Genomic DNA, 14730 nt, shown 5'->3' with positions numbered 1-14730 from the left:
GGACGTCCGGTTCGGACGTCCCCTGTGGACAGGATCAGCTCGCCGCGCCGACCGCGGACTCCTCGAACAACAGACGATCCTGTACCACGCGACGGGACTTGGTACGCAGCTCGCCGTTCTCGCGGACCAGCACGTCATGCACCACGCAGCTGGGTGAGACGTCGATCCGCCCACCCGGCCGGGTCGTGGCCACCAAAGCGTAGAACGTCGCGTTGAGCACGCCGTCCGGCGCGGGATCGAGCACGATCATGTTGAACCAATGCCGGCGTACGACCGGGTCCTCGTCGAACTTCCGGTGGAAGTCGCGGAGTTCCCGGACGATGCCTTGCCGGGTTTTGGCGGCGGGCCTGCCGGGTGAATGGAGGAACTCGCCGTCCTCGGTGAATGTCGCGGCATAGCCCTCGAATTCCCGGCCGTCCAGCAGATGTGTCTGCCGAGCGTAGAAATGCTGCACCTCGGCGTACAACTGGCCGGACTGGTTGGGTTCGGTCATCTGGTCTTCCTCCGATTCACTGCTCCGGCTCGGTCTCTCCGTCCACTCTGTTACGGGGTTCTTGAACGACGCCAGAAAGAACGAGGAAACCGCCGGGTTCAGAACGATTCGGGTGTGCTTCAAGAGCGGCCGGTCAGGCTCGGACCGTACCCGCACCCGTCACTGATGGAGGAGAAATGACGCAAGGCGAGCAGCGGACGGCTTTGGTGACCGGAGCGACCAGTGGTATCGGGCTGACGATCGCCACCAGGCTCGCTGAACTCGGGCACCGGGTGTATCTCTGCGGCAGGGACGGTGAACGGCTGACGCAGACGGTGAAGTCGCTGCAGGAGAAAGACTTCACAGTCGAAGGGAAGGCGTGCGACGTACGGCGCCCTGATGATGTCAGGGAGTTCGTCGCCGCGGCGGTGGAGCAGTTCGGCCCGGTGGACATCCTGGTCAACAACGCCGGGCGCAGCGGAGGTGGCGCGACCGCGGAACTGGACGACGCGTTGTGGCTCGACGTCATCGACACGAATCTCAACGGTACTTTCCTGATGACCAAGCAGGTGCTGACCACCGGCGGAATGCTCGGGCGCGGCTCGGGCCGGATCGTCAACATCGCCTCCACCGGAGGCAAGCAGGGTGTCATCCACGCCGCGCCGTACAGCGCGTCCAAACACGGTGTCGTCGGACTGACCAAAGCCCTGGGGCTGGAATTGGCCAAGTCGGGAGTCACGGTGAACGCCGTCTGCCCCGGTTTCGTGGAGACCCCGATGGCCGAACGCGTCCGCGAGCACTATTCGGAGATCTGGGGTGTCTCCACCCAGGAGACGTTCGATCGGATCACCGCGCGCGTACCGATCGGCCGTTACGTCGATCCCGACGAGGTGGCCGCGATGGTCGAATACCTGATCGGCGACCGGGCGGCGGCGGTGACGGCTCAAGCTCTCAACGTCTGCGGCGGGCTGGGCAACTACTGAGTGCTCGACCGGAGGAGCGGCCGCATCGTGATCAATCCACCCCTATCACCGGTCCGGGCCGGCGACGCGGAGCTCAGGCGGATTCTGAGCCGAGCGGATCTGCCGACCTTGCTGATGACCGTGGCGCACCTCACCGGCGACGTCGATGTCCTGCCGGAGGACTACAACCCGAGCCGGTGGCTCCCGGACCCTGACGGCGGTCTGAGCGCGGCAGAACAGGACAACGCCAGGGAGCTGGGGTTCCGGCTCCTGAGGGCCCTGCGGGACGGTTCACTGCCGCCACCTGTGCCACCGTCCCCGGAGACACTGCGTCGGATCACGACCTGGGCGATGGGCTGGGACACCGTCGGCCAGCTTCCCCTTTTGGCGGAGGAGATCGTGCCGTCCGGCGCGGACCCGAAGGCGCCGGACTGGACACTCGCGGAACTCGCGCCGGGTCGCGAGTTCCGCGTGGTCGTCGTAGGCGCCGGTCCCAGTGGCCTGCTCGCGGGTCATCGGCTGGCGCAGGCGGGCATTCCCTTCGTGATCCACGAGAAGAACGACGAGCTCGGCGGCACCTGGCTGGAGAACAGCTACCCCGGCTGCCGGGTCGATGTGCCAAGCCATCTGTACAGCTACACCTTCGCCACGAGGTCGGACTGGCCGGAGCGGTTCTGCACACAGGACGAGTTCCTCTCCTACCTCCGAGCCTTCGCCAAGGAGAACGGGCTTCACGAGCACATCCGGTTCGGCTCGGAGGTGCGCTCCCTCGAGTGGGACGGAGAGAAGGGCGAATGGCGGATCCGAACCCGCACGGAGAACGGCGAGGAGCTGAGCACGGCGAACGTGGTGATCACCGCCGTCGGTCAGCTCAACCGCCCCAAGATGCCCGACATCCCCGGAGCGGACCGGTTCGATGGGCCCGCCTTCCACTCGGCCGCGTGGGATCACACGGTCGACCTGTCCGGTCGGCGGGTGGCTGTGATCGGGACCGGCGCGAGCGCCTTTCAGTTCGTCCCGGAGATCGCCCCCGAGTGCGAGGAGCTCGTGGTCTTCCAGCGCACTCCGCCGTGGTTGCGCGCCACACCGCACTATCGGGACCACGTACCGGACGAGGAACGCTGGTTGCAGGAGCACGTCCCGTATTACGCGGCCTGGTACCGATTCGGCTTGTTCGCCCCTGGACTGCAGGGCGCGCCGTGGGTGGTGGATCCCGGCTACCCGCCGACCGAACGCGCGGTTTCCGCCGCCAACGACGACGTCCGAGCAGTGTTGACGGCCGCGATGGAGGCGCAGCTGGCCGATGCGCCGGACCTGCGCGAAAAGGTCATCCCGAGGTATCCGATCGGGGCCAAGCGAGTGCTGAGGGACGACGGGACCTGGTTGAAGACCCTCAAACGTGACGACGTCACCTTGGTCACCGACCCGATCGGTGAAGTCACGACGCGCGGTATCCGTACGGCTGACGGGACGGAGTACGACGCGGACGTCCTCGTCTTCGCCACCGGCTTCCGCGCATCTGAGTTCCTGACCCCCATGAAGGTCACCGGCCCGGGGAACAGGGACCTGCACGAGCACTGGGGCGACGCGCCGGCGGCCTATCTCGGCATGCTCGTACCCGGTTTCCCGAATCTGTTCAGCATCTACGGCCCCAATACGAATCTGGTCGGACAAGGAGGCAGCGTCCTCTACTTCTCCGAATGCGCGATGACCTATCTACTCGGCGCCATCCGGTACCTGCTCGCGTCCGGGCGGCGAAGCCTGAGTGTCCGCTCCGACGTCTGCGCGGAGTATCAGGCCTGGGTGGACGCGACACAGCCACTCCGGGCGTGGGGCTGGTCGTCGGTCTCCTCGTGGTTCAAGAACGAGCACGGCAGGTCCGTGCAGAACTGGCCGTTCTCGGCCTTCGAGTACTGGAACCGGACAAGGCGCTTCGATCCGGACGCCTGCACCTACTCTTGAAGAGGACGAAATGACAGTGTCCGTCACGGCCCGTTGCGAAGAGATCGGCGACGGGGTCTTCGGCTACGTCCAGCCCGATGGCGGCTGGTGCCTCAACAACGCCGGCATCATCACCTCGGGAGCGCGGACCGCTCTGGTCGACACCGTCGCGACCGAAGCCCGCGCCCGTGCGTTGCGGTCGGCGGTGTCCAAGGTCTCGTCGGTCATGCCGGGAGTGATCGTCAACACGCATTTCCACGGCGATCACACCTTCGGCAACTTCGTCTTCCCCGAGGCGGTGGTGGTCGCGCACGAGCGCACCCGCGAGGAGATGGCGGCCGCGGGATTGCATCTGACCGGCCTCTGGCCCGATGTCAGCTGGGGCGGCGTTGACCTCGTCCTGCCCGAGCTCACGTATACGAACAAGATGGTGGTGCACGTGGGTGACGTTGTGGCGGAATTGCTGCACGTGGGCCCCGCCCACACCACCGACGACACGGTCGTGTGGCTGCCCGCCGAGCGCGTCCTGTTCACCGGTGACGTCGTGTTGTCCGGCGCGACCCCGTTCTGCCTGATGGGATCGGTCGCGGGCTCCCTCGCCGCCGTGTCGAGGCTACGGGCGCTGAAGCCGAAGGTGATCGTTCCGGGTCATGGCCGCATCGGCGGCCCGGAACTCCTGGACGAAACCGAGCGCTACTTCGGCTGGTTGCAGCGACTCGCGAAAGAAGGGGTCGCGGCCGGTCTGTCACCGCTGGAACTGGCGGCCGAGGCCGATCTCGGTGAGTTCCAGGACCTGCTCGACGCCGAGCGGCTGGTGCCGAACCTTCATCGCGCCTACATCGAGTACGACGGGGCCGAACCCGGCACCCCGCTCGATGTGGGCGCGTTGTTCGGAGAAATGGTCCGCCATCACGGTGGTCTCCCCGTCTGTCACGCCTGAGTCAGTCCTGCCCCGCTGAAACCGGCGGGGCAGGGCGCCACACCGAGTAGGTGCTGCGCTGATACAGGAGGGGCCGAGAGGGAAAGACGGCCGAGCCGTCGATCCGCCCGATCAGGATCCGATGGTCTCCAGCCCGGACGCTCTGCACCACCGAACATTCGGCGTATGCGAGTGTTCCCGTGGCCAGCACCGGAACACCGCCCGTGATCGCCGACGGTACCCACTCCACGCCGGCGAACTTGTCTCGCGAGTTCCCGGCGAATGCCGTGGACAGTTCCTCGCCGCCTTCGGCGAGGACGTTGACCACGAAGGAGCCCGTGGAGGTGAAGGCCTCCAGCGTCTTCGACCGGTTCGCCACGCAGATCGAGAGCAGTGGAGGATCGAGCGACACGGCCGCGACCGAGTTGCAGGTCAGGCCGCGAGGTTCGCCCCGGGCGTCCAAAGTGGTCACGATGGACACCGCGGTCGGGAAGGCACCGAAGAAATCGCGGAACGATTCCGAGCAGATCGTCATGTTTCCTCATCCGCCGTTGGCACGCCTGGACCTTCAGCCTGTGGCCGGCCGGTTGAGAAATACCGGAGACAAGCCAAACCGGAAGGTATTGAGCGGCTCAAGCGACGCTTTGGCGACGCGGGCCAGGCTCGGTCAGGTCGGTCGACTCCGGAAGCTGGGAGACGCGAAATGAGCATGGTGGACAACAGGCCGCCGGTGGGAACCGCCGCGGCCCCCTCCCTGAAGGACCGCAGCGCACAGTTGCATCGCTTGCGCCGTCAGGTCAGGGAGGGTGCGCCGGCGGCGACCGAAGCCCAGCTGGGCAAGGGCAAGCTGTTGGCCCGCAATCGGATGGAGCTGCTGTTCGACGAAGGAACCTTCACGGAGATCGAGTCGTTGCGCCGGCATCAGGCGACCGGCTTCGGGCTGGAGGACCGACGGCCGCACACCGACGGAGTCCTCACCGGCTGGGGCAAGGTGCACGGGCGTACCGTCTTCGCCTACGCGCACGACTTCCGGATCTTCGGGGGCGCGCTTGGAGCGGCGCACGCGGACAAGATCCACAAGCTGATGGATCTCGCCGAATCAGCGGGTGCGCCGATCGTCGGTCTCTGCGACGGGAGTGGTGCCCGGATCCAGGAGGGGGTCACCGCGCTGGCGGGTTACGGCGGGATCTTCCGCCGGAACGTGCGCAACTCGGGCGTGCTGCCACAGATCAGCGTTATTCTCGGGCCCTGCGCCGGTGGCGCCTCGTACTCGCCGGCGCTGACCGACTTCGTCTTCATGGTCCGCGGTACTTCGCAGATGTTCATCACCGGGCCCGATGTCGTGCAGGCGGTGACCGGCGAGGTCATCACCCACGACGCCCTCGGCGGTGCGGACACCCACGCCGGGATCACCGGAGTCGCCGGTTTCGTGTACGACGACGAGCACAGCGCGCTCGAGGAAGTCCGCTACCTGTTATCCCTTTTGCCTTCGAACAACCGAGAACTACCACCGTCGGCACCCGCCGAAGATCCGCATGACCGGCGTTCGGACCGCCTGCTCGATATCGTGCCGTCCGACGGCAACCGGGCCTACGACGTCCGCGACGTAATCGCCGAGATCGTCGACCACGGAGAGTTCTTCGAGGTACACGAACGCTGGGCGGTCAACGTCGTCTGCGCGCTGACCCGGCTCGGCGGTGAGGTGGCCGGCATCGTGGCCAATCAGCCGAGCACGCTGGCCGGTGTGCTCGACATCGAGGCGTCCGAGAAAGCCGCCCGGTTCGTGGCGATGTGCGACGCCTTCAACATCCCGCTGATCAGTCTGGTGGACGTGCCGGGGTTCCTGCCTGGCGTAGGCCAGGAACACGGTGGCATCATCCGCCACGGCGCGAAGCTGCTCTACGCCTACTGCAACGCGACAGTGCCGCGGATCCAGGTGATCCTGAGGAAGGCCTACGGCGGTGCCTACATCGTGATGGATTCGCGTTCGATCGGCGCGGACCTTTCGCTGGCGTGGCCGGGCAACGAGATCGCCGTCATGGGCGCGGAAGGCGCGGTGAACGTGGTATTCCGGCGGCAGATCGCGGCGGCCGACGATCCGGACACGGTGAGGAAGGAATTGATCGAGGAGTACCGCGACCAGTTGATGCACCCCTTCTACGCCGCCGAACGCGGATTGGTCGACGACGTCATCGATCCGGCCGAAACGAGACCGCGCCTCATCGACGCACTGGCCATGCTGCGGCGGAAACAGGTACACCTACCCAGCCGCAAACACGGGAACCAGCCGCAATGAGCCGCGAAGCCACGACCTTCGAGATCGTCCGTGGCAGGCCCCAGCCGGACGAGCTGGCAGCGGTCGTCGCGGTCCTGGCCACCCGGCGGCAGACGGTCGCCGTGACGAACGAGCGCCGGGTCGGCCCCTTCGACGGAGGCGGCCCTGCTTCTTGGTCCTCGTGGCCCCTGCCTGGGTGGCGGACGATCGGATGAAGGCGTATCGACGAAAAGGAGAGGGCATGCGCAAGGTCCTCATCGCCAACCGCGGCGAGATCGCCGTCCGTGTCGCCCGTGCGTGCCGTGACGCGGGGTTGGAGAGCGTCGCCCTCTACGCCGAGCCGGACCGGGACTCGCCACATGTCCGCGCCGCGGACACCGCCTACGCGTTGGGGGGTGACACTCCGGCGGAGAGTTACCTGAGCATCCGGAAGGTGATCGACGCCGCGGTGACGGCCGGTGCGGACGCCGTCCACCCGGGATACGGCTTTCTTTCCGAGAACGCCGACTTCGCGCAGGCTGTCCTGGACGCGGGCCTGATCTGGATCGGCCCGCCTCCCTCGGCCATCCGCGCCCTCGGTGACAAGGTGTCCGCCCGGCGGATCGCCCGGCTCGCCGGTGCGCCCATGGCGGCCGGGACCGACGAACCGGCCGGAGGCCCGGACGAGGTCGTCGCCTTCGCCGCGGCACACGGGCTTCCGATCGCGATCAAGGCAGCGTACGGAGGTGGAGGGCGGGGACTGAAGGTCGCGTGGACGATCGAGGAGATCCCGGAGCTGTACGAGTCCGCGGTCCGTGAGGCAGTGGGTGCCTTCGGGCGTGGTGAATGCTTCGTGGAGCGGTACCTGGACCGGCCCCGTCACGTGGAGACCCAATGCCTCGCCGACACTCACGGCAACGTCGTCGTCGTGTCCACCAGGGACTGTTCGCTCCAACGGCGGCACCAGAAACTGGTCGAGGAGGCCCCCGCGCCGTATCTCACCATCGAACAGACAGAACTCCTGTACACCGCGTCGAAACGCATCCTGCGTGAGGCCGGCTACGTCGGGGCGGGTACCTGTGAATTCCTCATCGGCGCGGACGGAACAGTGTCCTTCCTCGAGGTCAACACGCGACTGCAGGTCGAACACCCCATCAGCGAAGAGGTGACAGGTATCGATCTGGTGCTCGAAACGTTCCGGATCGCCGAGGGGAGGCGGCTTTCCTTCGACGACCCGCCCGCGCGAGGGCACAGTTTCGAGTTTCGGATCACCTGCGAAGACGCGGGCCGCGGATTCCTGCCCGCGCCTGGAACGGTCGAGCGCTGGGCGCCCGCCGACGGGCCTGGAATCCGTGTCGACGCGGGAGTGGAGGCGGGCACGGTGGTCGGGCCTGCCTGGGATTCCCTGCTGGCCAAACTGATCGTCACCGGAGCCGATCGGGAACAGGCCCTCCGCCGCGCCGCACGAGCGCTCGACGAATTCGTAGTGGAAGGCCTTCCGACCACATTGCCGTTCCACCGCAGTGTTGTCCGAGACATCGCCTTCGCGCCTGAGGTCCGAGAGACCGAAGGCCCGTTCACGGTGCACACCAGGTGGATCGAGACAGAGTTCGACAACCGGATCCCGCCCGACCCGGCCCGGCAGGAGGAACCCGCACCGGCCGAGATGCGGGAAACAGTCGTGGTCGAGGTCGCGGGGCAACGGATCGAAGTGTCGCTGCCCGCGGTCGCGATCGCCGTCGGCGGGCCTGCCGGCACACGACGATCGCCGCGCCGCGCCGTGCCGGCGAGCCGGGCGGTAACCGCCGGAGGCGGCACGGCGGTGGCTTCCCCCATGCAAGCAACCGTGGTGAAGGTCGCCGTGGCGGAAGGGGAAATGGTCGCGGAGGGAGATCTCATCCTCGTCCTCGAGGCGATGAAGATGGAACAACCACTGCACGCGCACCGTGACGGCACCGTCAGGGGTTTGAACGCCCAAGTCGGCCAGACAGTGCAGGCGGGCACCACGCTGTGCGAGATCGTCGACGGTCCGGCCGGAACGGGGGATGGCTGATGCTGCACGTTGTCGGCAAGGTCTCGGAGTTCCGCGAGCGGGACGGCAAGATCGTCGAGATCGACGGCAAGTCGATCGGAGTGTTCAGAGTAGACGGACGATTCTTCGCCATCCGGAACTACTGCCCGCACCAGGGGGCTCCGTTGTGCGAAGGGCACATCCTCGCGGGACTGCGGGCCGATGAGAAGCCGGCGAGCGTCGACGAGTCGACGCTGTACATCGCCTGTCCGTGGCACGGTTGGGAATACGACATCCGGACCGGGCAGTCGTACTTCGGCGCGGGGCACGCGCCGGCCCGTACCTACCGCGTGCACACCGAAACCGGTCGCCGCCCTGGCCCGTACACGGCTGACTCCTACGTCGTGACCGTCGAGGACGGCGACGTCGTCGTCGATACCTCACGGCGGGCCGATGCGAACGACCGCGAGCAGGAGGGAACCTGGTGAAAAAGGCATCGCCTGAGGGAATCGTGGACGCCGACGTGCATCCGTTCATCCTGCCGCACGAGGTGGCGGCGAGGCTGCCGGAGACCTGGCGGATCAGGCTCGAACGATACGGGATGCGACCACCCGTTCCCGGAGCGATTTACCCGCGGATGCGCAACAGCGGCTACCGCGCCGACTCCTGGCCGGAAGGCTCCTTTCCGGGGAACGACGTCGACCTGATGATCGAGCAGCTCCTGGATCGGTACGGGATCACCTCGGCCGTGCTCATTCCGCTGCACGCCCACGCCTTCGGCGCCGAGTATCCCGAGCTCGCCGCGGCATTGAGCGAGATCCTCAACGACTGGCAGGAGGAGAAGTTCCTCGCCAGGGATTCCCGGTTCGTCGGTTCGGTCTGCGTGCCGTTCGAAACACCGTCGTTGGCGGTGGGTGAGATCGAGGCGAGGTCGGGCGATCCCGCCTTCCAGCAGGTTCTGGCGCCCGCGAGCACGGAGCTGCAGCTCGGATCATCACGCTACTGGCCGATCTACGAAGCGGCCTGCGCGGCGGGCCTGCCGGTGAGTGTCCACAGTGGCGGCGTGGCGACCTATCCGCTGACGGGTCCGCCGAATTACTACCTCGAAGAACACGTCGAGTTCAGCGGGGCGATGCAGGCGGTCGTCATCAGCCTGATCCTCGGCGGGGTGTTCGATCGCTTCCCGGATCTGAAGGTCGTCCTCGTCGAGGGCGGCGTCAGCTGGGCGGGGCCACTGATGTGGTCCATGGACGAGCTACACCGGACCTGGCACCGCGATCTTCCGATCCTGTCCAGAGCGCCCTCCGAATACTTCCGCGAGCACTTCTGGCTCACCACCCAACCGATCGAAGAGCCGACGCGCACGGCGGACCTGGTGACGGCAGTCCGGCACACCGGGATGGCCGATCGGATCCTGTTCGCTTCCGACTATCCGCACTGGGACTTCGACTCACCCGAACACTCTCTCCGAGGCCTCCCCAAGGCTCTGCGGGAGAAGATCTTCCATCGGAACGCCGCGGGGCTGTACCGCTCTCGCGAGAAGGCGGTGCCGGCGTGAACCCCATCGACACCGACGTCCACGTCGCACCTCGTGACATCTCGGAGATCCGGGAGCGCCTTTCGGACTACTGGCGCCAGTACGTCGATGAGGGCTCGGTCCGGCTCCGGCCGGAACATCGAGCCGAGCGGCCCGCACCCGACGACGGAGAATCGCCGCCAAGAGTGCCGGCCACTCTTGGCGAGCTTTCCACGCACTGGACCGGGGGCGCGGTCGCGGCCGCCCTGCTGTCCTGCACAGTGTTGTTCGACCTCTCACGCAACCCGGATTTCGAGACCGCGTGCGCTCGCGCGGTCAACGACTGGCAGCGCGACCGGTTCCTCGACCGGGACCACCGGCTCCTCGGCGGGATCGTCCTTCCGCTTCTGGACGTCGACGCCGCGGTCGCGGAGCTGACCCGGGTCGCGGAGGACGACCGTTTCGTACAGGTGATCCTTCCGGTCCGGATCGAGAACCGGTGGGGAGACCGGCGCTATCACCGCCTGTTCGATGTCGCGGCCGAAGCCGGCCTGGTCGTGTGCTTCCACGCCGGCGGCCGGACCGGCTTGAGTGCCGCGGGGACCGGATACACAGCCGGGTACGTCGAACAATTACTGGGCGATCAGCATCTGGCTACTCAGAACCAGCTGGTGAGCCTGCTCGCCGGTGGTGTGTTCGCCCGGACACCGACGCTACGGGTGACCATGGCCGAGTGCGGATTCTCCTGGCTGCATCCCTTGCTGTGGCGGCTGGACAAGGACTGGAAGAGCTTATGGCGCGAGGTCCCGTGGCTCGATCGGCCGCCGTCGGACGTGGTGACGGAGCGGATCCGGTTCACCCTCGAACCGGGTCATCTTCCACCCGGAGACGAGGAGATCCGCGAGGTCGCCGATCTTGCCGCCGTCTCGAACCACGTGATGTACAGCAGCGACTTCCCCCACGTCCCGGGCAGTCGCTCCCGGCGCATGCTGGACCTGCTCGCGGACGGAGACCGGGGGCGCGTCCTCCGGGAGAACGCGCTCGAACACTATCCGCGCCTCGCCCGGCGCTGACCGCGGAAAGGAAGCCGACCAGTGGACCTTGGCCTGCGAGACCGGACGGTCTTGATCACCGGAGGAAGTGGCGGGATCGGACGCGAGCTGGTGCGTGCTTTCGCCGCCGAAGGCGCGCAGGTGGCCTTCACCTACCACGCGGACGACCGTTCGGCTCGAACGGTCGAAGAGGAGACCGACGGTGCGGTGCGGTCCTTCCGCTACGCGATGAACGAGCCGGGAGCGGGCGTCCGCCTCGTCGGAGACGTGCTGAACTGGGGTGGCCCGGTTCAAGTGCTGATCAACAACGCGCTGTCGCCGATGTCGCCACCGGACGCCGGCATCGGCAAGCTAGAACGATTCCCTTGGCGGGAAACCTTGCGGGACAACATTGAAAGCGCTGTCGAGCTCAGTGGTGCGGTCCTGGAACACATGGGCGAGGCGAAGTGGGGGCGATTCGTCCACGTCTCCAGCAGCCTGGTCGCCCAAGGAAAACGCGGATTCGAGTTCTACACGACCGCGAAGGCGGCGCTGCACGGTTTCAGCAGGTCCCTCGCGTTCAGCGCCGGAGCGATGGGCGAAATCCTGTCCAATGTCGTCGTGCTCGGTCTCACCCGCACGGCGCGCAACGTGCGCGAACCCTGGTATCCGGAGTACCGCGAGGAATTCGCCGCGCTGTCACCGCTCGGTGATCTCGTCGACGCCGCCGATGTCGCCCGGATGGTGGTGATGCTCGCCTCGACCCAGAACCGGGTCGTGACCGGCCAAGAGGTCGATCTGAGCGGCGGAGTCACCTGGTAACCCGAAGAAACCCCGAAGCAAGGAGTCCCGATGGAACTGGGTATCAGCGGCAAGGTCGCCTTCGTGACCGGCGGTTCGGGTGTCGGCATCGGTGCCTCCACCTGCCGTGAACTCGCGCGCAACGGTGCGAAGGTGGCTTTGACCTACCGGACCAACGAAGAGAAGGGCGCCGCTCTGGCCGAGCAGATCCGGGCCGAAGGAGGCGAGGCGATCGCCGTCGAGTACGACCTGGGGCAGCCCGAAACGATCGACCGCAGTATCGCGGCCGTCCTGGCTCAGTGGGGAGCCATCGACATCTTCGTGGCCAACGCGATGTCCGCGCCCGCGCCGATGTCGAAGACCGCGTTCGAAGCCGTTCCGCGCGAGGAGATCCAGCGTCGGCTCACCACCGATCTGGAAGCCGTCCTGCTCACCGTGCAACGAGTGATTCCGTCCATGGTGGAGCGAAGTTGGGGAAGGATCGTGTTCGTGTCCTCCCTGGGCGCGGAGCGTGGCTGGGCGGGTGACTTCCCGTTCGAGGTCGCCGCCGCTTCCGCGAAGGCCGCGCTGACCGGTGCGGCCCGCAGCCTCGGCGTCGAATTCGGCAGGCGTGGTGTCCTCACGAACGTCGTCACCCCAGGAGGGGTGATGAACGAGGAACTCACCGCTTGGCTGACCCCCGAACGTCTCGAACGGCTCCAGGCCCGGATCTGCACCGGCCGGTTCAGCACGCCGGACGAACTCGCGAAGACGATCACGTTCCTCGTGTCCGCGGCGAACGGGAACATCTGCGGGGAAAACGTCCACGTCGACGGAGGTTCCTGAGGAGCAGGGGCGCTTCCTCGCGGAAGCGCCCCTGTCCCTCAGCCGAGTGCCTGGGTTATGAGCGCTTTCTGCTCGATGTCGTGGACCGCGTTGGAACCGGCCGAGGGTGCCGCCATAGGCCGGCGGGCCACCACGTCCATCCTCTTGAGCAGATCGGGGAAACGCCGCGGGAGATGGAGGCCGAAGAACGGCCAAGCACCCTGGTTCTCGGGCTCCTCCTGCACCCAAACGACTTCGGCGGACCGTGAGTACCGTTCCAAGGCAGCCCGAAGCTTCCTGTCGGGCAAGGGGTAGTACTGCTCGATGCGGACCAGTGCGACGTCGTTCTGCTCGCGTTTGGCGCGCTCGGCCACCAGCTCCCAGTACATCTTTCCGGAACTGAGTACTACCTTGCGGACGTTCGCGGGGTCGATGTCGGGGTCGTCGATGACCGACATGAACTTCGAGGTGCCGGTGAACTCGTCCAGTGTGGACTTGACCTTCTTATCCCTCAGCAGTCGCTTCGGCGTGAAGACGATCAGTGGGCGCTGGATTCCGTCGAGGGCGTGACGGCGGAGCAGGTGGAAGTAGTTCGCCGGGGTGGACGGGACCGCGACGGTCATCGAGCCNCCGATGAGGTGCGTGAAGGAGATCTTGCCGCCGCGCGTGCGCTTGAGGTGGTTGTTGATGACGATGCGGTTGTCGGCCATCAGCTTCGCCGGCACGGCACGCACGCTCGTCGCCGTCGGCACGGACAGCGACGCGTCCATGTTCTTCGCGATCGCCGCCGCCGCGCCGCGGAGCTGCTTTCCGTCGACATCGGACAGCGGCCGTGGCGGGAGCGGTTGCGACACGGGCGGCTCTTCGACGACTTCGTGCTTCGCCGGGGTGAAGTCCGCGAAGAACTCGTGCCAGGCGCTATCCACGGAGGAGGGATCGGCCAGGAATCGTTCGTACATCTCTTCGACGAGCCACTCGTTGGCGCCGAACCGGTCACGGAAGGCTTCAGTGAGCATGCATACCAGATACTTTCGTTCAGTCGGTGGTCACCGCGGACTCCACGTTGCGCCCACGTCGGCAAGTAGTAAGTATAAGCTTAGTACCTGTCGAAGTCATCTCGCCTCGGAGGGCAAGAAGCTCTCGCGTCGTAACCCATGCGGCGGGTCAGACGATCGCTCGGCGCTTGAATGACCACAGGCTTGCGGGCAGGAAGATCAGCAGGGCGATCGCGAGGCCGCCGGCGCAGATCCAGCCGGGAAGATGCGGGATCTCCGGAGTGAGGGCGCCACGGAGCCCCTCGCTCACGTAGGTCATCGGATTCAGCGTGCACAGCACGCGGAACCAGGGGACCGCGGTGAGTTCCGGGAACGGGAACTGGGCGGACCCGGTGAACAGCAGCGGGGGCATCACCAGCGAGAAGGTGATCCCGATACGCGCGGGAGACACGAGCGAGCCGATCGTGACACCGACGGCGCCGCCGGTCAGCGCGCCGACCACGGTGAACAGCAAGGCGACAGGTAGCCCCGAAGCCGTCCAGTCGAGTCCGCCGAGCAGCAAAGCGCCGATCGGTGCCATCAGAACTGCCGTGATGATCCCGCGCGCGCTCGCCGCGACGACACGTTCGGCGACGATCCAGGGGATGGTCACCGGCGCGCGAAGCCGGTTTTCGATCGTCCGGGTGGTGAATTCCATGGCGAGCGGGAACGACGCGTTCTGGGTCGCGGCGAAGAACGCGTTCAAGGCGATCAGGCCGGGTAATAGCAGCCGGGTGTAACTGGGCGGTGTGTATCCGAGCGCGCCGAGGACCTTGCCGAACACCAAGAGCATGAGCAAGGGCTGCATCAGGACCTGGGCCATCACTCCCAGGAGTTGCTTCCGGGTGATGAGCAGATCGCGTTCGAGCAGACCGCGGAACACTCGCCACGGGGGTGGCCGGTGGATCCCGGCGCCGATCGTCCTGGAAGGCATATAATAAGCTTATGCGTGGTCTTTTCGCCCGGCAGCCCGACGGGGTGAACA

General features: G+C 66.6%; 14 protein-coding genes and 2 pseudogenes. 11 read left to right on the top strand and 5 right to left on the bottom strand.

Going from position 1 to position 14730, the window contains the following annotated elements; translation table 11 throughout:
* Positions 1-34: 34 nt before the first annotated feature.
* Positions 35-493, bottom strand: coding sequence for a nuclear transport factor 2 family protein (locus tag ACXIZN_RS15995; RefSeq protein ID WP_125737578.1), 459 nt, complete (start codon positions 491-493; stop codon positions 35-37).
* Positions 494-669: 176 nt separating this feature from the next.
* Between ACXIZN_RS15995 and ACXIZN_RS15990 the strand changes: the two genes are divergently transcribed.
* Genes ACXIZN_RS15990 through ACXIZN_RS15980 form a run of 3 tightly spaced genes read left to right on the top strand, consistent with a single transcriptional unit; the run spans position 670 to position 4315 of the window.
* A complete protein-coding gene (locus tag ACXIZN_RS15990) occupies positions 670-1455 on the top strand; it encodes an SDR family NAD(P)-dependent oxidoreductase (protein WP_457955354.1) in 786 nt (261 codons plus the stop codon).
* Between the two features lie 27 nt (positions 1456-1482).
* On the top strand, positions 1483-3396 hold the full coding sequence (locus ACXIZN_RS15985; protein ID WP_457955353.1) for a flavin-containing monooxygenase: 1914 nt from the start codon (positions 1483-1485) through the stop codon (positions 3394-3396).
* A gap of 10 nt (positions 3397-3406) precedes the next feature.
* Complete coding sequence (locus ACXIZN_RS15980; RefSeq protein WP_457955352.1) at positions 3407-4315, top strand: MBL fold metallo-hydrolase; 909 nt, start codon at positions 3407-3409, stop codon at positions 4313-4315.
* A 1-nt stretch (position 4316) separates the two neighbouring features.
* Here ACXIZN_RS15980 and ACXIZN_RS15975 read toward each other — a convergent pair whose 3' ends face one another.
* Complete coding sequence (locus tag ACXIZN_RS15975) at positions 4317-4829, bottom strand: flavin reductase family protein (protein WP_125737575.1); 513 nt, start codon at positions 4827-4829, stop codon at positions 4317-4319.
* Positions 4830-5003: 174 nt separating this feature from the next.
* Here ACXIZN_RS15975 and ACXIZN_RS15970 point away from each other — a divergent pair, with 174 nt between their 5' ends.
* Genes ACXIZN_RS15970 through ACXIZN_RS15935 form a run of 8 tightly spaced genes read left to right on the top strand, consistent with a single transcriptional unit; the run spans position 5004 to position 12732 of the window.
* On the top strand, positions 5004-6590 hold the full coding sequence (locus ACXIZN_RS15970) for an acyl-CoA carboxylase subunit beta (RefSeq protein WP_457960525.1): 1587 nt from the start codon (positions 5004-5006) through the stop codon (positions 6588-6590).
* The gene (locus ACXIZN_RS15965) at positions 6587-6784 is read left to right on the top strand and encodes an acyl-CoA carboxylase subunit epsilon (protein ID WP_457955351.1); all 198 of its coding nucleotides are present in this window, start codon (positions 6587-6589) and stop codon (positions 6782-6784) included. The genes ACXIZN_RS15970 and ACXIZN_RS15965 overlap by 4 nt, the downstream gene beginning before the upstream one ends.
* Before the next feature lie 26 nt (positions 6785-6810).
* Complete coding sequence (locus ACXIZN_RS15960) at positions 6811-8601, top strand: acetyl/propionyl/methylcrotonyl-CoA carboxylase subunit alpha (RefSeq protein WP_457955350.1); 1791 nt, start codon at positions 6811-6813, stop codon at positions 8599-8601.
* A complete protein-coding gene (locus tag ACXIZN_RS15955; protein WP_457955348.1) occupies positions 8601-9047 on the top strand; it encodes a Rieske (2Fe-2S) protein in 447 nt (148 codons plus the stop codon). The genes ACXIZN_RS15960 and ACXIZN_RS15955 overlap by 1 nt, the downstream gene beginning before the upstream one ends.
* A complete protein-coding gene (locus ACXIZN_RS15950; protein WP_457955347.1) occupies positions 9044-10117 on the top strand; it encodes an amidohydrolase family protein in 1074 nt (357 codons plus the stop codon). The genes ACXIZN_RS15955 and ACXIZN_RS15950 overlap by 4 nt, the downstream gene beginning before the upstream one ends.
* On the top strand, positions 10114-11148 hold the full coding sequence (locus tag ACXIZN_RS15945) for an amidohydrolase family protein (RefSeq protein ID WP_457955346.1): 1035 nt from the start codon (positions 10114-10116) through the stop codon (positions 11146-11148). The genes ACXIZN_RS15950 and ACXIZN_RS15945 overlap by 4 nt, the downstream gene beginning before the upstream one ends.
* A 21-nt stretch (positions 11149-11169) precedes the next feature.
* The gene (locus ACXIZN_RS15940; protein ID WP_457955344.1) at positions 11170-11928 is read left to right on the top strand and encodes an SDR family NAD(P)-dependent oxidoreductase; all 759 of its coding nucleotides are present in this window, start codon (positions 11170-11172) and stop codon (positions 11926-11928) included.
* Positions 11929-11958: 30 nt separating this feature from the next.
* On the top strand, positions 11959-12732 hold the full coding sequence (locus ACXIZN_RS15935; protein WP_457955343.1) for an SDR family NAD(P)-dependent oxidoreductase: 774 nt from the start codon (positions 11959-11961) through the stop codon (positions 12730-12732).
* 38 nt (positions 12733-12770) lie between these two features.
* On the opposite strand, the pseudogene kgd reads toward ACXIZN_RS15935, so the two are convergent.
* From kgd to ACXIZN_RS15920, 3 genes and pseudogenes are all read right to left on the bottom strand, one after another.
* A pseudogene (gene kgd / locus ACXIZN_RS15930) lies at positions 12771-13340 on the bottom strand (multifunctional oxoglutarate decarboxylase/oxoglutarate dehydrogenase thiamine pyrophosphate-binding subunit/dihydrolipoyllysine-residue succinyltransferase subunit); the annotation flags it as partial.
* Between the two features lie 270 nt (positions 13341-13610).
* Positions 13611-13727 (bottom strand): annotated as a pseudogene (locus ACXIZN_RS15925) (2-oxoglutarate dehydrogenase E1 subunit family protein); the annotation flags it as partial.
* Between the two features lie 148 nt (positions 13728-13875).
* Positions 13876-14679, bottom strand: coding sequence for an ABC transporter permease (locus tag ACXIZN_RS15920; RefSeq protein WP_457955342.1), 804 nt, complete (start codon positions 14677-14679; stop codon positions 13876-13878).
* Positions 14680-14730 lie beyond the last annotated feature (51 nt).

The organism is Amycolatopsis sp. TRM77291 (assembly GCF_054166285.1).
This window is presented reverse-complemented; position numbering and strand designations above follow the sequence as displayed.